Source organism: Massilia sp. YIM B02443 (genome assembly GCF_030411955.1).
GTDB lineage: Bacteria > Pseudomonadota > Gammaproteobacteria > Burkholderiales > Burkholderiaceae_D > Telluria.
In genome coordinates this window covers 132,475-149,309 of record NZ_JASNRA010000008.1, presented here as the reverse complement: position 1 = coordinate 149,309, position 16,835 = coordinate 132,475, and the positions used below count along the sequence as shown (strand labels likewise).

The window sequence follows — 16,835 nt, the reverse complement described above, 5'->3', positions numbered from 1 at the left end:
CCACTTAAGCAGGCCGAAGTGGCAGCGCACAGGACTTGGATTCCCGCCTGCGCGGGAATGACGGTTTTTAGGGTGGCGAATAATTATTTAGCGCCCGATCCGCTCCAGCTTCGCGATCGACAGATCCAGCACCTTCATCCCCGCCGCGCCGAAATTGATCTGCGCGCGCGCCGCGCCCGCCCCGCCTTCGATATTCACGATCACGCCTTCGCCGAACTTGGCGTGCGACACCGACTCGCCCACGCGCCAGCCGCTGCCGCCGCCCGACTTGGCCGTGATCTGCTGCGCGATCTTGTTGTCGCTGCCGCCTTCACGGAATGTGGCGTCGTCCCAGGCCGTGGTCGACTTGCGGCCGGCGAACCAGTTGCCTTGCACGCGCGGCGACAGCCACTTGAGCGACTCTTCCGGCAACTCGTCGAAGAAGCGCGACTTCATGTTGAAGCGGGTCTGGCCGTGCAGCATGCGCTGCTGGGTAAAGCTCATGTACAGGCGGCGCCGCGCGCGCGTGATCGCCACGTACATCAGGCGCCGCTCTTCGTCCACGCCATCGAGTTCGCGCGAGCTGCTTTCGTGCGGGAACAAGCCTTCTTCCAGCCCGGTGATGAACACGGCGTCGAATTCCAGGCCCTTGGCCGAGTGCACCGTCATCAGTTGCAGCGCTTCCTGCCCGGCTTGCGCCTGGGCGTCGCCCGCTTCCAGCGAAGCATGCGACAGGAAGGCCGACAGCGGCGACATCACCGACGGCAGCGGCGCGCCGCCGTCCAGCACCTCGATGCCGTCGGCATCGACCAGCGCTTCGCCGGCCTGCGGCAGGGCCGGCGGTCCGAGATGGGCCGGGGCCTGGGTGCCGAAGCCTTCTTCCTGCACGAACTGGGTCGCGGCGTTGACCATCTGCTCCAGGTTCTCGATGCGGTCGGCGCCTTCCTTTTCGTTGGCGTAGTGGCTCAGCAGCGTACTGCGTTCGAGCACCACGCGCACCAGTTCCGGCAGCGGCAGTTGCTGGGTCTCGAAGCGCGCGCTTTCGATCAGTTTCACGAAACCGCCCAGTGCGCTGCCGGCCTTGCCGCTCATGTAGGGCACCGCCGCGTACAGCGAGATGCCGTAGCTGTCGGCCGCCATCTGCAACTGCTCGATGGTGCGCACGCCGATGCCGCGCGTCGGGAAGTTCACCACGCGCAGGAAAGCCGAATCGTTGTGCGGATTGTCCATCAGCTGCAGGTAGGCGATCGCGTGCTTGACCTCGGCGCGCTGGAAGTAGCGCAGGCCGCCGTACACGGTGTACGGCAGGCCGGCCGCGAACAGCGCGTGCTCGATCACCCGGCTCTGGGCATTCGAGCGGTACAGGATCGCGATTTCATTGCGCGTAAAACCGTCCTTGATCAGGCTCTTTGCCTCTTCGATGATCCACTGCGCTTCTTCCAGGTCGGACGAGGCTTCGTAGACCCGCACCTGCTCGCCCTGGCCGGCGTCGGTGCGCAGGTTCTTGCCCAGGCGCTTGGCGTTGTTCGAGATCAGCACGTTGGCGCTGTCCAGGATGTGGCCGTGCGAGCGGTAGTTCTGCTCCAGCTTGATCAGGTTCTTGACCTGGTAGTCGCGCTCGAAGGCCGACATATTGCCGACGTTGGCGCCGCGGAAGGCGTAGATGCTCTGGTCGTCGTCGCCCACCGCGAAGATGGCGCCGCCTTGCTCGCCCTGCCCCGCCAGCAGCTTCAGCAGGTTGTATTGCAGGTCATTGGTATCCTGGAACTCGTCGACCAGGATGTGGCGGAAGCGCATCTGGTAATGGTGGCGCAGCGGCGCGTTGCGCGCCAGCAGTTCGTACGAGCGCAGCAGCAGCTCGGCGAAGTCGACCACGCCTTCGCGCTGGCATTGCTGGTCGTACAGTTCGTACAGCTCGACCATGCGGCGCTCGATCGGGTCGTGCGCCTCGAGCTGCGACGCGCGCATGCCCTGGTCCTTGGCGTTATTGATGAAATACATCAGGTTCTTGGCCGGATATTTTTCATCGTCGACGTTGTGCGCCTTGAGCATGCGCTTGATCAGCGAGATCTGGTCTTGCGAATCGAGGATCTGGAACGTCTGCGGCAGCGCGGCGTCGCGGTAGTGGGTGCGCAACAGGCGGTTGCACAGGCCGTGGAAAGTGCCGATCCACATGCCGCGCGTATTCACCGGCAGCATGGCCGACAAACGGGTCAGCATCTCCTTGGCCGCCTTGTTCGTGAACGTCACCGCCATGATGCCGGCGGGCGACACCTGGTTGGTCTGGATCAGCCAGGCAATGCGCGTGGTCAGCACGCGCGTCTTGCCGGAACCGGCGCCGGCCAGGATCAGGGCGCTCTGCGACGGCAGGGTGACGGCGGCGAGCTGTTCGGGATTGAGGTTATGGAGGAGATTCTGCATCCGGCCATTATACCGCCGGGCCTACTGTATGCCCATCCAGTTCCGCCAGCCGTGCCGCGCCGTTACAACGCAGCGTCAGACACAACGATCTCAAGCCGGGTTGTCGGCGAAGTCGGCGCTGCAGGCAACTTCACGCTGCTTCCAGCGCATTCAGGCGCGACTGCAGCGCACGGCCGCCGAGGACAATCTACCCTTCCGTTCGCGTGCGCCGGTATTCGGGCAAGCCATCGCGCAGGTTCATCCAGCTCAGGCGACTGTGCACGAAGGTATGGTCGCGCGGCGGCACTTGTTCCGGATCGTCCAGGCTGGCTGTGGCGATGTCGATCTCGTCCGGCCATTCCTCGTCGAGGAAAGCCAGGCTGGCGCCGCACGACGCACAAAAGCCGCGCAAGGCGTGCGCGCTGGAACGGAACAGCCGGGGCTCGGCGCCGATCCAGCGCAGCTCGTCGCGGCGGACGCTGAACCAGGCCAGCGCCGGCGCGCCCGAGGTCTTGCGGCAGTCGGTGCAATGGCACAAGGTACTGTTGAAAGGTTCGGCCTCAGCTTCGTAGCGCACGGCGCCGCAAAAACATCCTCCCTGCAATTTCATCGTGTTCTCCCCGTCGTCCGATCGTCGTCGATTGCGCTGCGGAATCGCCTGGAACGCCGCACAACGTTGCGCTCAGGCCGCTAATGCTGCGGTGCGGAAATCCCATCCTTTCGCGCGCCGCCCTATTGTCTTTTCGCTTATTTTAATGACAGATTCGCGACAGATCGCGGGGCCCGTCGTATCGAGCACTGATCGAGTCGCACCAACCGCATGCACGGGACGGGCCGGTAGCTTTTCACGCATGCGGCGCGACATCCAACCAAGGAGAACGAATATGCTGAGTCGAGTAATCACCGTGGCCGCACTGGCCTATGGCGGCGTGCTGCTGTCGAAGAAACTCAAAGGAACCCGTGGCTTTGGCGCCAGCTCGTCGATCGTCGAGACGATCGAAGTCAACGTCCCGGTGCGCACCGCCTACAACCAGTTCACCCAGTTCGAAGACTTCCCGCAATTCATGAAGAGCGTGAAGGAAATCCGCCAGCTGGACGACAAGCACCTGCACTGGAAAGCCAACGTGGCCGGTGAAGACAAGGAATGGGATGCCGAGATCACCGAGCAGATCCCCGACAACCGCATCGCATGGCGCAGCGTCACCGGCGTCAAGAACGGCGGCGTGGTCACCTTCCACAAGATCTCGGACACCGTCACCCGCATCGCGCTGCAGATGGACTACGAGCCGGAAGGCGCGCTGGAGTCGATCGGCGACGCCCTGGGCGCGGTGCGCATGGAAGCGCGTTCGAACCTGTCGAACTTCAAGGAACTGCTGGAAAAACGCGGCAGCGAAACCGGCGCCTGGCGCGGCAAGATCGATCAGCACTGATCGACGGGCCTCGGCCTTCGGCCATCTACAGTGCGGCGCTGGCGCGGCGCCATGAATGGTCAAACCAGGTCAAAGAGCTACATGCCGTGAGGCTGTAGCTCTTTGACCTTACGTGGGACCAGGATTGCTGGCTGTCTGATCGGCAGACTCTTCGGCGGGCTTGAAGTCTTCTTCGGTTTCCACCACAAGATCATCTTCCGCCGGCTTACTCTTCTCGGAGGCCTTTGTCGGCACACTTTCCTCAAGCGGCACTGGTTGCGAGACGTCCTCCGTCTTCCTGTAGCGGGCCAGCGGATCCTCCCAAGGATACGTGTCGAACCCTTCCGGCATCTTGCACTGGTAAGCATCGTTCAGCTTGAGATGCTCTGCTTTGGTCACCCAGACCAATACCGTGCTTTCTTCAATCAGGTCTGCGACCTGCCTGGCCGCCGCCGCTTGGTCGGAGCCGACGATTTTATAAAACAGCAGATTCATCAGGCATCCGACCGGGATCGCATGCTCCAGTTCGATCTGACTTTTGTCCCGCTGCCTGGCAGCTTCAGTGATCCAGATATTCTTGATCACCTTCTCCGCGATCATGCGCCGCTGATAGGCGCGCACATTATGTCCGATTGCATGTTTGCAATCGTTCTTCGTGCCCATCCCCTGGCCCTTGTTCCACAAGAGAATGGAGCTGGCGATATGTGACGCCAGTCCCGGCAGTGTCAGGCCTTCGTACGTCTTGCCGTTCATCGACGGGCTTCGTGCTTCGTTGGAACTCAATGTGCGACCTTTCAGATTTTATTGTCGAGATGGTGCGAACGGAGACGGCAAGCCACACGTGCCGGGACTCGGGTCTGCCTCTGCCTCCATGGCGCTTGCCACATTGCGCGTGAACGCCTCGTGCAGGCCGGCCAGTGACGGCGCGCTCTGCGCCAGTTCCCATGCCAGCTTCGCTTGCTGGTCGCCATCGGCATGCGGTCCCAGCGCCGCCCGGCGCGGCAGCCAGAGGCGTGTTGCCTCGTCCAGCCGTTGCGGCCCGGTCTGCGCCAGCCAGTCGGTGACGATGCGCGTTTTCCGTAGCCATGCCACGTGCCGCCGCTGGCGTACCACCGTCCGGTCGGCCGACTCCGGATACAGCGCAACATCGAGCGCCTGCTGCAATCCGCGGCCAAGCATCACCACAAGGTCGACGGTTTCAGGCGCCAGCGCCTTGTCGTCCGGGACGTCCTTCCAGTGCACGGCCACCGGCACGTAGGCGGCGTCAAACCAACTGATCGACTCACCGTTGTCGCGCATCACCAGGAAAACCGGCAAGTCCAGCGCCGCCGCGATCAGGCGCGCCGCTGTCACGCCTGCCCTCCTCCGAACGCAGCCGCTCCCAGTGTTATCAAAGCGGCGCGATGCGCTTCCTCCAGATCGTCTCGTTCCAACAAGGCTTCCAGCACGGTTTCGCCATCCTCGGCGGCACGCAAGGCGAGCGCCACCGCGGGATGCGCCGCATCGGCGCCATGGCGCAACAGCGCCAGCACCAGCTCGGCGCGGGCGAAGACGAATTCCGTTTCGCCGTTGTACAGCTCGAACGGCTGCGCGCCGAAGGCGGTGCGCAGGGGCAGTTCTTCTCCCGCATGCAGGTCGGCGCCGGCCGCCAGCAAGGTCTCGACCAGCGTATCGTCGAGCGCCGCGGCGGCCCCGGCCAGCGCAGCTTCGCCATCGGCATGCACGTCGGCGCCGTGGGCGAGCAGCCATTCGACGGCGCCATGCGCAGCGCTGGATGCGGCTGTCGTCAGCGCGCCCGCGCCGTGAAGATCGGCGCCGCGAGCACGCAGGCTCTCCAGCATGTCGGTATTGTCGACTGCCGCTGCAGCCGGGGCCATCACCTCGGACAATTTCTCCGTATCGAGACCGAGCGCCAGCAGGCGGTCGAGCGTGGCCACATAGTCGACGTGGCTGCGGCCCGCATTGTAGTAAGGCGCATGCACATGCACGCCCTCCGCCAGTACCCTCAGCGCGGCCGTTCCGGCCTGGTTGACCTTCGCACCGTGCCGCAAAGCCAGCTCGAGCGCATCAAGGTCGGCCCAGCGACAGGCCAGCTCAAGATAGGCGTGCCAGAACACCGGTTCCCAGTCGGCCACCGTGGCGCCGTCCTGGCGCAGCGTATCGCGCAAGCCGGTCAGGCGACCGAGCGCGAATGCGGCGACTTGCGCGTCTTGCGTGTCGAGCCGCAGGCTGGGGCCGAGCAACGATGCCTCAATGCCGAACGGAGCGGTCCATTCGACATCGGCCTCGTCGACCTGCGCACCCAGGGCGCCGAGTGCCAGGCGCAGGTCGAAGTCGAAGCCGCTGACGCAGCTGAGCACGGCGCCCAGTTTCAGCGGCGCCGGCAAGGGCGAGGTGGCAAGGAAGGACAGCAGCGCATCGCGGTACTCCGGCGTGCCGTGTCCGGGATTGAGGTAGTGCTCCTGCGCCACCTCGTCCCAGCGCGCGCGCAGCTGGTCTAAATCAGTACAGGAATCGAAAACATGGTGCCACTGCAGAAGACGCATGGGTGTCCGGATCGAAGGCAGGGATGGAAGACGCCGCAAGGCATCGGCTTTGCACAGATATTTTATTCCAGAAACTATTGCCGATCTTAAAAGACACCGCCACCAAAGCAAAAACGCCGGCCCACACGGACCGGCGTTTTCTTCGAACCTGACATACTTACGTGACGGTCAAACCACGCTGTTCCAGGACTTGGACAGCCGCATCGCGCAATTGATCAAGCCAACCATCGAGTATGTCTGCGGGAAATTACCCCACATCTCGCCGGTAACCGGGTGCGTATCTTCCGACAGCAAGCCCAGATGATTGCGCGCCGCCAGCATCGCCTCGAACACCTCGCGCGCTTCCTTCACGCGCCCGATGCGCGCCAGCGCGTCGATGCGCCAGAAGGTGCAGATATTGAAGGCGGTCTCCGGCTTGCCGAAGTCGTCCGGCGCCTCGTAGCGGCGCATGTAGGGACCGTCGCACAAGGTCTTTTCCAGCGCATCGACGGTGGCCACGAAACGCGCATCCTTCGGGTCGATGAAATTGATCTCGGCCATCAGCAGCACGCTGGCGTCGAGGTCGCGTCCGCCCAGGCTCTCGGCAAAGGCCTGGCGCTCTTCGCTCCAGGCTTCCTTCAGCAGGCGCTCGCGGATGATCTCGGCGCGCCCGGCCCAGAACCCGGCGCGGTCTTCCAGCCCCAGTTCGTCGGCGATCTTGGCCAGGCGGTCGCAGGCGGCCCAGTTCATCAGCACCGACGAGGTGTGCACGCGGGCGCGGGTGCGCAGTTCCCACATGCCGGCGTCCGGCTCGGCGTGCACGCGCCAGGCTTGCTCGCCCACCGCTTCCAGCTGCGCGAATTCGGCCAGGCCGGCGCGCCGGAACAGGCGGTGGTCGAAGAAAGCCTGGGCCGCGCCCAGCACGATGTTGCCGTACACGTCGTGCTGGAAGTGTTCCTGGGCCTGGTTACCGATCCGCACCGGGCCGTTGTTGCGATAGCCCGGCAGGTGTTCGACGATCGATTCCGGCAACTGCTCTTCCAGCCCGATGCCGTACAGCGGCTGGATGTGGCCGCCCTTGGCGCGCGCCACCACGTTGCTCAGCCAGCGCAGGTAGTCTTCCATGGTGCCGACTTCGGACAGGCTGTTGAGCGCGCGGATCACGAAGAAGGCGTCGCGCAGCCAGCAGAAGCGGTAGTCCCAGTTGCGCTGGCTGCCCGGCGCTTCCGGCACGCTGGTGGTCATGGCGGCGATGATGGCGCCGGTGTCTTCGTACAGCGACATTTTGAGCGTGATCGCGGCGCGGATCACCACGTCCTGCCATTCGAGCGGCAGCGCCAGCCGGCGCGACCAGGTGCGCCAGTAGCCGATGGTGTCCTTCTCGAAGCGGTGCGCGGTTTCCTCGATGCCGCCGTTCAGCGTCTCGTCCGGCCCCAGCAGGAAGTCGAGCGGGCGGTCGAGCAGGAAGAACGATTCGGACAGCACGTGGCTGAGCGAAGCGTCGGTGTTCAGGCGCAGCGTCTGCGCCGGCCCCACGTAGCGGATGTGGTGGCTGCCCTGGGTGATGGTCGGCAGCCTGGCGCCGTACTCGAAGCGAGGCCGCAGTTTCACGCGCACACGCACGCCGCTGCCGATCGGACGCACGCGGCGCACCAGCATCAGCGGACGGAACATGCGGTCGCGGCTCAGGAAGCGCGGCGCGAAATCGGTGAGCTCGATGCCGTTGCCGGCCGCGTCGTACAGGCGCGTGCGCAGCACCGCCGTGTTCGGTTCGTAAAACTGCTCGCTGCGCGCGAAGTCCTCGATCTCGATGCTCCACAAGCTGCCGTTCTCGCTCGGGTCGAGCAAGGCGTTGAACACCGGGTCGCCGTCGAAGCGCGGCAGGCAGCACCATACCATGCGGCCCATCTTGTCGATCATGGCGCTAAAGGCGCAATTGCCGACCACGCCGCAATCGAGCGAATTCGGGGTCACGTCCTTGTCGGTTGCCTCAGGCTTGCGGGAAACATCGTTCATGCTGAATCCTTTCAGGTAGTTGGCATGGCGGCCGCCTGCGCCAGCGCCGCGCGCAGATCGGACGCCGACGCGATACGGTAGCGCGCCGCGCTCGGGCCGGGCCCGATCTTGACGCCGCTGCCGCCAATGCTTTGCAGGTATTCGAAGCCGGCCTCGTCAGTGGTGTCGTCGCCGGCGAACACGGGATGGTGGCCGGCGAACGGCGCCTGCGCCATGATGTCGCGGATCGCCGTGCCCTTGCCGATGCCGGCCGCCTTGACCTCGACGATCATCTTGCCTGGCATCACCAAGAGCTCCGGGCTGCCCTCGACGGCCGCGGCGATGCTGGCGCGGCACACTTCTTCCAGTTGGGGCGCCTGACGATAGTGCAATGCCAGCGCGCCATATTTTTTCTCGACCCACAGGCCGGGATGCAGTTCGGCCAGCGCCTGCGCCGCGGCGCGCACGCGGGTGAAGTCCGGCGCCGGCAGGCGCATAATCGCGTCAGCACCGGCCCCGGGCGCGCGCCGCTCCATGCCGTGCACGCCGGCCGCCGGCAGCACCAGCGGCGCCAGCATCCGGTCGAGCTCGGCGATCGGGCGGCCGGACACCACCGCCAGCCGGCCGCCCAGGCGCGCCTGCAGTGCCGTCAGCGCCGCCGGCATGTCCGGCTCGACGATCACCTGGTCGGGATGCGGCGCGATGTCGACCAGGGTGCCGTCGAAATCGAGGAACAGCGCGCTGTCCGGCGCGCCCAGCAGGGCCGCCAGTTCGGCGATGGTGCAGTCTTGCGGCGTCACGTCGGCCTCCCCAGTCCGTCCTTGCTCAGCTTGCCGATCTTGGACATCACGCGCTCGCGCTGGCGCAGGCGCGCCGCGTCCTGCAGCATGCGCCCGGCCCAGCGATACACGTTGAAGTCGCGCACACGGCTGCGCATGCTGCGCATCCGTTCGCGCTGTTCGACGTCCGGCATGGTCAGCGCGTGGTACAGCTCCTCGGCGCCCTGCTCGATGTGGTACGGATTGACGATCAGCGCTTCGTGCAGCTCGCGCGCGGCGCCGGTGAACTGGCTCAGGATCAGCACGCCCTGCTCGTCGTCGCGCGCGGCGATGAATTCCTTGGCCACCAGGTTCATGCCGTCATGCAGGCTGGTCACGCTGCACACCTCGGCGGCGCGGAAGTAGCTGCGCAGCTGGTCCTGGCCATGGTGCTCGGCCTTGAGGATGATCGGCACGTAGCTGCCGCTGGAGAAGCGCTGGTTGATGCGCTGCACCAGGGCGCGCACGCGCGCCTCGAAGTTCTGGTATTCGTCGAGCGCGGAGCGGGTCGGCGCCGCGATCTGGACGAAGGTGAACTTGCCGACCATTTCCGGGTGCAGCTCGAGCATGCGCTCGACCGCCTGGAAGCGCTCGACGATGCCCTTGGTGTAGTCGAAGCGGTCGACGCCGATGCCCAGCAGGTGGTCTTCCGGCAGGCCCAGCGCCTGGCGGATCTGGGTACGGCTGGCGGCGGCGTCCGGTTCGCCCTCCACCGCTTGCGGCCATGCGATCGAGATCGGGTAGTGCTCGACCTGGGTCAGCTGCCCGCCATAGCTGACGGTCGAGGCTTCGGTTTCGATCCGGGTTTCCAGGTAGCGGTCGACGGTGTCGAGGAAGTTCTTGCGGTGGAACGGCGTGTGGAAGCCGAGGATCGTGCTGCCCAGCATGCCGTCCAGGATTTCTTCGCGCCACGGGCAGATGCCGAACGATTCCGGGTTCGGCCAGGGGATATGCCAGAAGGTGATGATGGTGGCCTTCGGCAGCACCGCGCGGATCATGCGCGGCAGCAGCGCGAAGTGGTAATCCTGGATCAGCACCACCGGATTGTCCGAATGCGCCTCGCGGATCACGGCGTCGGCGAAGCGCTGGTTGACCTTCACGTATTCGGCCCAGTCGGACGAGCGGAACACCGGACGCACGTGGGCGATGTGGCACAGCGGCCACAAGCCTTCGTTGGCGAAGCCGTAGTAGTAGCCCTGCTCTTCTTCTTTCGACAGCCAGACGCGGCGCAGCGTATAACTTGGATTCTCGGGCGGCACCGGCACGTGGTCTTCCTGGTCCACGGTGGCGCGGTCGGCCGAGCCGGCGCCGTGCGCGATCCAGGTGCCGGAGCAGGCCCGCATCACGGCTTCCACCGCGGTCACCAGGCCGCTGGCCGGGCGCTGCACCTTGACGCCCTCGGGGGTGGCGACGTGGATGTACGGTTCGCGGTTCGACACCACCAGGATCTGGTCGCCGGCCAGGTCGCGCTGCAGCAGCGACTTGAGGGTGTCGGGATTCCAGGTGCGGCCGTCGACCGCGCCGTTTTCCTGCTGCTCGCGGTGGTATTCGTACAGCAGGCTGCGCAGGTCGCTGGCCAGCGGCGCCATCTCGGGAGGCGGCGCACGCCGGCCCGAGCGGAACAGCAGTTCGCCGCGCAGCATCTCGCGCACGCTGTCGATCCAGCCGCGCCAGCTGAAGTGCGCGACCAGCACCGTGATCGCCGCCACCGCGCACGCCAGCAGGGCGAACACGCCGATGACGTATTTCTTGGTATTGGCGCTGCGGCGCTCGATGAAGCTCATGTCGTGCACCAGGATCAGGCGACCGGCGACGGCGCTGTCCCGATTGACCGCCTTGACCGAGACGTGGACCGGGCCTTGCGGCAGGCGCACCACGGGGTTGCCGGCCTCTTCGTTGATACCTTGGCGGCAGCCGAGCGCCGCAGGATAGGTCGTGGTCTGGTACGCCAGCTTGCCGTCGGGCGTGCAGAAGGCCAGCGCGAACAGGCGCTCGTCCTGGATCGCGCGGTTGAACATGTCGGTGATGCGTTCGGGCGAGCCCTCGTCGAGGTAGTTCAGCAGCGGCTGCTCGAGGGTGGTGGAGACCAGTTGCGCGCGCATGTCGAGGTCGCGCACGAACCAGCGTTCGATGGCGCTTTCCAGATAAGGAATCGCAATGGCGCCGAACAGGATCAGTACGCAAGCCAGCGGCAGCAGGAAGCGCATTGATAGTTTTGCCGATTTCAACTGCATGTAAATCCTTTGAAGCGACGGTTGGGTCGATCAGTTCATTATATCTTTGCACCAGAAATATTGTTGAAATTGCACTATCGTGCGCGACATGGCGTCTTTTGAACGAAAAAGCCGCGTCTTGACGGCGTGTTGAGCGCCGAACCCGACACCTCCAGTCACCATACCCGAGCCTGGAAAAACCCGGTGTACCGGTGACGCCGGCGCGTCAGCGGGAGCACGGATGCAGCAGGTCCGCGATCGTGCAATGCGTCGCAAAGCAGGATGACAGCGCGCGGTTGAGCTGCGCATGCGCGGTCTCGGCATCGCGCACTGCGGCGCTCAATGCCGCCATCGCCGCAGCGCTCGACAGGTCGAAACGCTGGCGCTGCACCAGTTGCCGGCCTTCGAGGTCGTCGATCCGGACGCGCGTGTCCGGATCGGCCAGCAGGACGGTGCGTTCGAGAACCTTGCCGTCGGCGCTCACTCCCGAGCCGCGCCCGCCGCTCGTGAGCGCCTGATACCAGGCGCTTTTGGGGTGGACGTGCGCTTTCAGACGCAGCAGGGCCGCTTCGTTGCCGGCAGTCCTGTCGATCGACCGCGACACGTGCCATAGTCCATGGACGATCGCGCGGGCACGCGCATCGAGCGCCGCGAACTGGGCGTTGAAGCCTTCGACCTGGTCGGCCAGCGTGCACCGCTCCTGCTCCTGCAGCGGCTGCGCGAAACTGCGGTGCAGCGCCGCGATCTGCCAGGCCATGCGATCGATGTCGACGTACAGCATGTACAACGAAGGCCAGTGCCAGGCCGAGGGCGGCGAACCGGTCACCAGGTCGAGCAGCAGATTGTCGAGGTCGCGAATGTCGCGCAGCAGACTGGATGGTGTGGTGAATGCGTTCATTTGTGTCCTTCCGTGTCGGGCGGGTCGGTATCGTCGTCCCACGCCGGTGCGAATGTCCAGCCCTGCCATCGCGCGTGTGTCAGGTCCCACGGATTGGCCGGGTCGTTGCGCGGACGCCGGAAGCCGTAGACCAGGCACGTCAGGCCCAGGTCGGCCAGCCGTTGCACTTCGCGCCGGAAGTCGGCGTTGCACAGTACCGGCGCGTGTTCGAAAAACGCCGCTTCCTGCCACGGCGACTCCGCGCTGAAGACTTGCCACAGGTATTTGTAGTGGCGCGGATTGCCCTGCGGTGCGGGGGAGCCGGAAGCGTAAGACACGCTCCAACCCCAGGCGCGCACCTGCGCGAGCGCTGCATAGGTGGGTTTTCTCATGAGAAGTCCGACTTCCGTCGACGATGACCGGTGTGGAGACGAATGGCTAGACCATGCCTTGCTTGCGCCAGCGGTCGAAATGGCTGCCGGGATAGCGCAGATATGACGGTTTCAGGTCGATGCCGAATTCTGCGGCCGCTTCGCGGATCGCTTGCGCCTGGGTTCGCCCCTCGTTGCGCAGGGCCACGGCGCGCCGCTTGAACTGTTCCGAGTCCGAGCCGACCACTGGCGCATGCGCTGTGCTGTCGTCCGCGGTGTCGTCGCCGTCCGCCTCCTGCACCAGGGCGCCGGCGCAGAGCGCGGCCGCGCGCTTGCCCAGTACCCAGAGTCCGGCGTCGAGTTCCTTGAGCTGCCCGAGCTGGGCCGACATCGGCGCCAGCTGCGCTTCGGCAAGCAGATCCAGCCAGAACGGCTGGTAGGCGATGTAGCTGTCGACCGACATGGCCATGCCAGCGCCCTCTTGTGCGCTTGGACACAGCAGGCGATGCGCCAGCAGCACCCAGCGGTCCACGATCGGGAAGATGCGCGGATTCAAGGCATGCAGGACCATGACGGGAATGACGACGCTGTTCCACAATCCAAACTGCTGCATCTGGCCGATCAGGGCTGGCTCGAAATGCTCGATCTTTCGCACGCCCGCGGCCCAGGCGAAGAACGCGTCGGAAGACAGAATGGCCGCATGCCGCGCGCTGTGGGTATTCGGCTTGGGCATGCCGACCAGATAGCGCGTGGCGCCGCCCGTCGTCACGTGCGGACCGGACTGGTCGCGCCGTACCTTGCCGTCCTTCCAGGCCAGCATCTGCGCGAGCGCGCCGCCCATGGCTTCGGCCGTGCTGGCGTCGCGCACCATGCCAAGCAGATGAAAATAGACATCGGACGGATAACGTCCGTCGTCGAACTCGAGAGCCAGCTCACGCAACGATCGAATCAGTATCGACAACATTCACTCCTTCATTTTTTAGTGAATGAAGTTTATCGCGTGAATGAAGTTCGTGCAAGTGTCCTAGCTTTCCTCCGTCGAAGGTTGCGGCCGCCTGCTGGTGACCATCAGGGCGCTCGCCGGCAAGGCGACCCTTTCCACCGGCGTCGCCTGGGCCCGGATGAAGCCGTCCATCGCCGCCGACAAATCGTCCACCAGCTGCTTGCCGTAGGCCTGTTCGATCAGCAGGTACTGGCGCTCGATCAGCGGCGCGATCTCGTCGATCAGGCGGTCGCCCTTGGCGGCCAGGCGCACCAGCACGCGGCGCTGGTCGGCCTGCACCCGCTCGCGCCGGATCAGGCCCAGGTCTTCCATGCGCGACAGCACGCCGGTCATGCTGGGGCTGAGGATCTGGCACAGGTCGCACATCACGCGCGGCTCGAGCTGGCCGTGCTCGTCGAGCACGCGCAGGATGCGCCACTGCTGTTCGGTCACGCCGAAATGATTGAGGATCGGACGAAAATGCGACATCAGCGCGTCGCGCGCCTTCAGGAACACCTGGGGCAGATTGTGGTGGGTGATGCGGCGGGCCAAGACTACTCCGTGATAAGTGGCGGATCGGTGAACGTTGGCCGTCAGTAACGACAGCTTGACTAGTTAATATATTAGTGATTTACTGCGAGCATATTAGGCATCCGCGGGTCGGTCAACCGGGCTGTCGTCGATTATTCTTGCAAAGGCGCGTCCAGCGCCATGTTCCAGCGTGATTATCCGAGAGCGCCCCTCCGGGCTCAAGTTGTTCCTCCTGTTGCGCGGCTCGGTCTTGCCGCGCATCCTGCCTACCCTGCTGGTCAATATCGCGGTCGCGACCCTGGTCACCTGGTCGCACGGCGACCTGTGGGACCTCAAGATCACGCTCACCACGATTCCCTTTACCCTGATCGGCCTGCCGATCTCGATCTTCCTCGGCTTTCGCAACAACTCGGCCTACGACCGTTTCTGGGAAGGCCGCAAGCTGTGGGGCGAGCTGGTGCTGCGCTGCCGTAACTTCGGGCGCCAGTGTACCGGCTTGATCGAGGATCCCGCCCCTGCCCTGGCCAGCAACGGCTTGCAGGACACGCGGGTGCGCATGATCCGGCGCGCCATCGCCTTCGTGCAGGTGCTGCGCGACCGCCTGCGCAGCCAGGAGACCGGCGCCGCCGTGGCCACCCACCTGCTGCCGGCAGAATACGCGGCGCTGCAGGATGCCGCCAACAAGCCCGACTTCCTGATGCTCGAAATGGGCGCCGACCTGCAGCGCTGCCTGCGCGAACGGCGCATCGAAGCCTGCCTGGCGGCGAACATCGACACCACGCTGTCGGCGCTGACCGCGGCCGCCGCCTCGTGCGAGCGCATCAAGAATACCCCGATTCCGTATTCGTACACGCTGCTGCTGCACCGCACCGCCTACATCTATTGCTTCCTGCTGCCGTTCGGCCTGGTCGACTCGATCGGCTTCATGACGCCGTTCGTGGTGGCGATCGTGGCTTACACCTTCTTCGGGCTCGATGCGCTGGGCGACGAGCTGGAAGAACCGTTCGGCCTGGAACCGAACGACCTGCCGCTGGACGCGATGTGCCGCGCCATCGAGATCGACCTGCTCAGCGCGCTGCGCGCCGACCAGATACCGGCGCCGCTGGAGGCGGTCGACTATTGCCTGACCTAGCCGTTGGAGAGACGCCCTTCAAAAAGGGCGCATGTTGAAGAGGACCCGAGGAACCATGCATCACGATCACGATTTTGCTCACGAGATGGCCAACGACATTGCGAACGACCGCATCCGCCTGCCCGCGCTGCGCGAGCGCATCACCACCCCGGCCGCGGCCGCGGAATGGATCCGCGATGGCATGACCGTCGGCATGAGCGGCTTCACCCGCGCCGGCGACGCCAAGGCGGTGCCGCTGGCGCTGGCCGAACGGGCGCGGCGCGATCCGCTCAGCATCACCCTGATCACCGGCGCCTCGCTCGGCAGCGACATCGACGCCACGCTGGCCGAGTCCGGCGTGCTGGCGCGGCGCATGCCGTTCCAGGCCGATCCCAAGTTGCGCAAGGCGATCAATGCCGGCGAAGTGATGTTCATCGACCAGCACCTGTCCGAGACCGTCGAACTGCTGCGCACGCGCCAGATCGCGCCGGTCGACGTCGCCATCGTGGAAGCCATCGCCATCACCGAAGACGGCGCGATCGTCCCCACCACCTCGGTCGGCAACAGCGCCAGCTTCGCGATCCTGGCCGAGAAAGTGATCGTCGAGATCAACCTGAGCCAGTCGCCGGCGCTGGAAGGGCTGCACGACATTTTCATCCCCAAGCAGCGCCCGGCGCGCGAACCGATGCCGCTGATGACCGTGAGCGACCGCATCGGCACCAGCACCATCGATATTCCGCCCGAAAAAATCGTCGCCATCGTGCTGACCGAAAAGTGCGACAGCGCTTCGACCATCCTGCCGCCGGATGCGGAAACGGCGGCCATCGCCGGCCACCTGATCGGATTCTTCAACAGCGAGATCGCGGCCGGCCGCCTGACCGAGCGGCTGATGCCGATCCAGGCCGGCATCGGCACCATCGCCAATGCGGTGGTGAGCGGCCTGATCGATGGTCCGTTCAGCGGCCTGACCATGTATTCGGAAGTGCTGCAGGACTCGACCTTCGACCTGTTCGACGCCGGCAAGCTGGACTTCGCGTCGGGCTCCTCGATCACGTTGTCCGAGGACAAGGGCCGGCAGGTGTTCGGCGAACTGGAACGCTACAAGGAGCGGCTGGTGCTGCGTCCGCAAGAGGTCAGCAACCATCCGGAAGTGATCCGCCGGCTCGGCATCATCGCGATCAATACCGCGCTCGAATTCGACATCTACGGCAACGTGAATTCGACCCATGTGCTGGGCACGCACATGATGAACGGGATCGGCGGCTCGGGCGACTTCGCGCGCAATGCCTACCTGTCGGTGTTCGCCACCAAGTCGGTCGCGAAAGGCGGCAAGATCTCGAGCATCGTGCCGATGGTGTCGCACGTCGACCATACCGAGCACGACGTCGACATCGTGGTCACCGACGTCGGCCTGGCCGACCTGCGCGGCCTGGCGCCGCGCGAGCGCGCCGAGCGCATCATCGAGCGCTGCGTGGCAGAGCCGTACAAAAGCATGCTGCGCGATTATCTCGAAGAAGCCAAACGCGGCGGCGGGCAGACGCCGCACGTGCTGGAGAAAGCGTTCTCGTGGCACGTGCGGTATCGCGATACCGGCTCGATGCTGCCGCCAGACGCGGCGTAAGGA

At 65.1% G+C, this 16,835-nt stretch carries 15 protein-coding genes; 3 read left to right on the top strand and 12 right to left on the bottom strand.

Annotated elements, in window-relative coordinates; all coding sequences use genetic code 11:
- Positions 1-87: 87 nt before the first annotated feature.
- A complete protein-coding gene (locus QPK27_RS10880) occupies positions 88-2,400 on the bottom strand; it encodes a UvrD-helicase domain-containing protein (protein ID WP_290418254.1) in 2,313 nt (770 codons plus the stop codon).
- A gap of 187 nt (positions 2,401-2,587) precedes the next feature.
- Positions 2,588-2,989: a GFA family protein gene (locus QPK27_RS10875; RefSeq protein WP_290418253.1), complete on the bottom strand. Its 402-nt coding sequence runs from the start codon at positions 2,987-2,989 to the stop codon at positions 2,588-2,590.
- Positions 2,990-3,263: 274 nt separating this feature from the next.
- Here QPK27_RS10875 and QPK27_RS10870 point away from each other — a divergent pair, with 274 nt between their 5' ends.
- The gene (locus QPK27_RS10870; protein ID WP_290418252.1) at positions 3,264-3,809 is read left to right on the top strand and encodes an SRPBCC family protein; all 546 of its coding nucleotides are present in this window, start codon (positions 3,264-3,266) and stop codon (positions 3,807-3,809) included.
- A gap of 108 nt (positions 3,810-3,917) precedes the next feature.
- On the opposite strand, the gene QPK27_RS10865 is transcribed toward QPK27_RS10870, so the two are convergent.
- From QPK27_RS10865 to hpaR, 10 genes are all read right to left on the bottom strand, one after another.
- Positions 3,918-4,541, bottom strand: a complete 624-nt coding sequence (locus tag QPK27_RS10865) for a hypothetical protein (protein WP_290418251.1) — start codon at positions 4,539-4,541, stop codon at positions 3,918-3,920.
- 48 nt (positions 4,542-4,589) lie between these two features.
- Positions 4,590-5,141: a hypothetical protein gene (locus tag QPK27_RS10860; RefSeq protein ID WP_290418250.1), complete on the bottom strand. Its 552-nt coding sequence runs from the start codon at positions 5,139-5,141 to the stop codon at positions 4,590-4,592.
- Positions 5,138-6,334: a hypothetical protein gene (locus tag QPK27_RS10855; protein ID WP_290418249.1), complete on the bottom strand. Its 1,197-nt coding sequence runs from the start codon at positions 6,332-6,334 to the stop codon at positions 5,138-5,140. Before QPK27_RS10855 ends, QPK27_RS10860 begins: the two co-directional genes overlap by 4 nt.
- A gap of 168 nt (positions 6,335-6,502) precedes the next feature.
- Entirely contained in the window at positions 6,503-8,329 is a 1,827-nt protein-coding gene (locus tag QPK27_RS10850; RefSeq protein WP_290418248.1) for a glycoside hydrolase family 15 protein, read from the bottom strand.
- An 11-nt stretch (positions 8,330-8,340) separates the two neighbouring features.
- Positions 8,341-9,108, bottom strand: a complete 768-nt coding sequence (gene otsB, locus QPK27_RS10845; RefSeq protein WP_290418247.1) for a trehalose-phosphatase — start codon at positions 9,106-9,108, stop codon at positions 8,341-8,343.
- Positions 9,105-11,333 carry a trehalose-6-phosphate synthase gene (locus QPK27_RS10840; protein WP_374047047.1) on the bottom strand — a complete coding sequence of 743 codons (2,229 nt, stop codon included), beginning with the start codon at positions 11,331-11,333 and terminating at the stop codon, positions 9,105-9,107. The genes otsB and QPK27_RS10840 overlap by 4 nt, the downstream gene beginning before the upstream one ends.
- 232 nt (positions 11,334-11,565) lie before the next feature.
- Positions 11,566-12,237, bottom strand: coding sequence for a hypothetical protein (locus QPK27_RS10835; protein WP_290418245.1), 672 nt, complete (start codon positions 12,235-12,237; stop codon positions 11,566-11,568).
- Positions 12,234-12,608, bottom strand: a complete 375-nt coding sequence (locus QPK27_RS10830; protein ID WP_290418244.1) for a hypothetical protein — start codon at positions 12,606-12,608, stop codon at positions 12,234-12,236. Before QPK27_RS10830 ends, QPK27_RS10835 begins: the two co-directional genes overlap by 4 nt.
- Before the next feature lie 46 nt (positions 12,609-12,654).
- Positions 12,655-13,527 carry a hypothetical protein gene (locus QPK27_RS10825; RefSeq protein ID WP_290418243.1) on the bottom strand — a complete coding sequence of 291 codons (873 nt, stop codon included), beginning with the start codon at positions 13,525-13,527 and terminating at the stop codon, positions 12,655-12,657.
- 84 nt (positions 13,528-13,611) lie between these two features.
- On the bottom strand, positions 13,612-14,121 hold the full coding sequence (hpaR, locus tag QPK27_RS10820) for a homoprotocatechuate degradation operon regulator HpaR (protein WP_290418242.1): 510 nt from the start codon (positions 14,119-14,121) through the stop codon (positions 13,612-13,614).
- Positions 14,122-14,290: 169 nt separating this feature from the next.
- Here hpaR and QPK27_RS10815 point away from each other — a divergent pair, with 169 nt between their 5' ends.
- Together QPK27_RS10815 and QPK27_RS10810 are read left to right on the top strand one after the other, a co-directional pair.
- Complete coding sequence (locus tag QPK27_RS10815) at positions 14,291-15,232, top strand: bestrophin family protein (protein ID WP_290418241.1); 942 nt, start codon at positions 14,291-14,293, stop codon at positions 15,230-15,232.
- A 55-nt stretch (positions 15,233-15,287) separates the two neighbouring features.
- Positions 15,288-16,832, top strand: a complete 1,545-nt coding sequence (locus QPK27_RS10810; RefSeq protein WP_290418240.1) for an acetyl-CoA hydrolase/transferase family protein — start codon at positions 15,288-15,290, stop codon at positions 16,830-16,832.
- Positions 16,833-16,835: the final 3 nt, after the last annotated feature.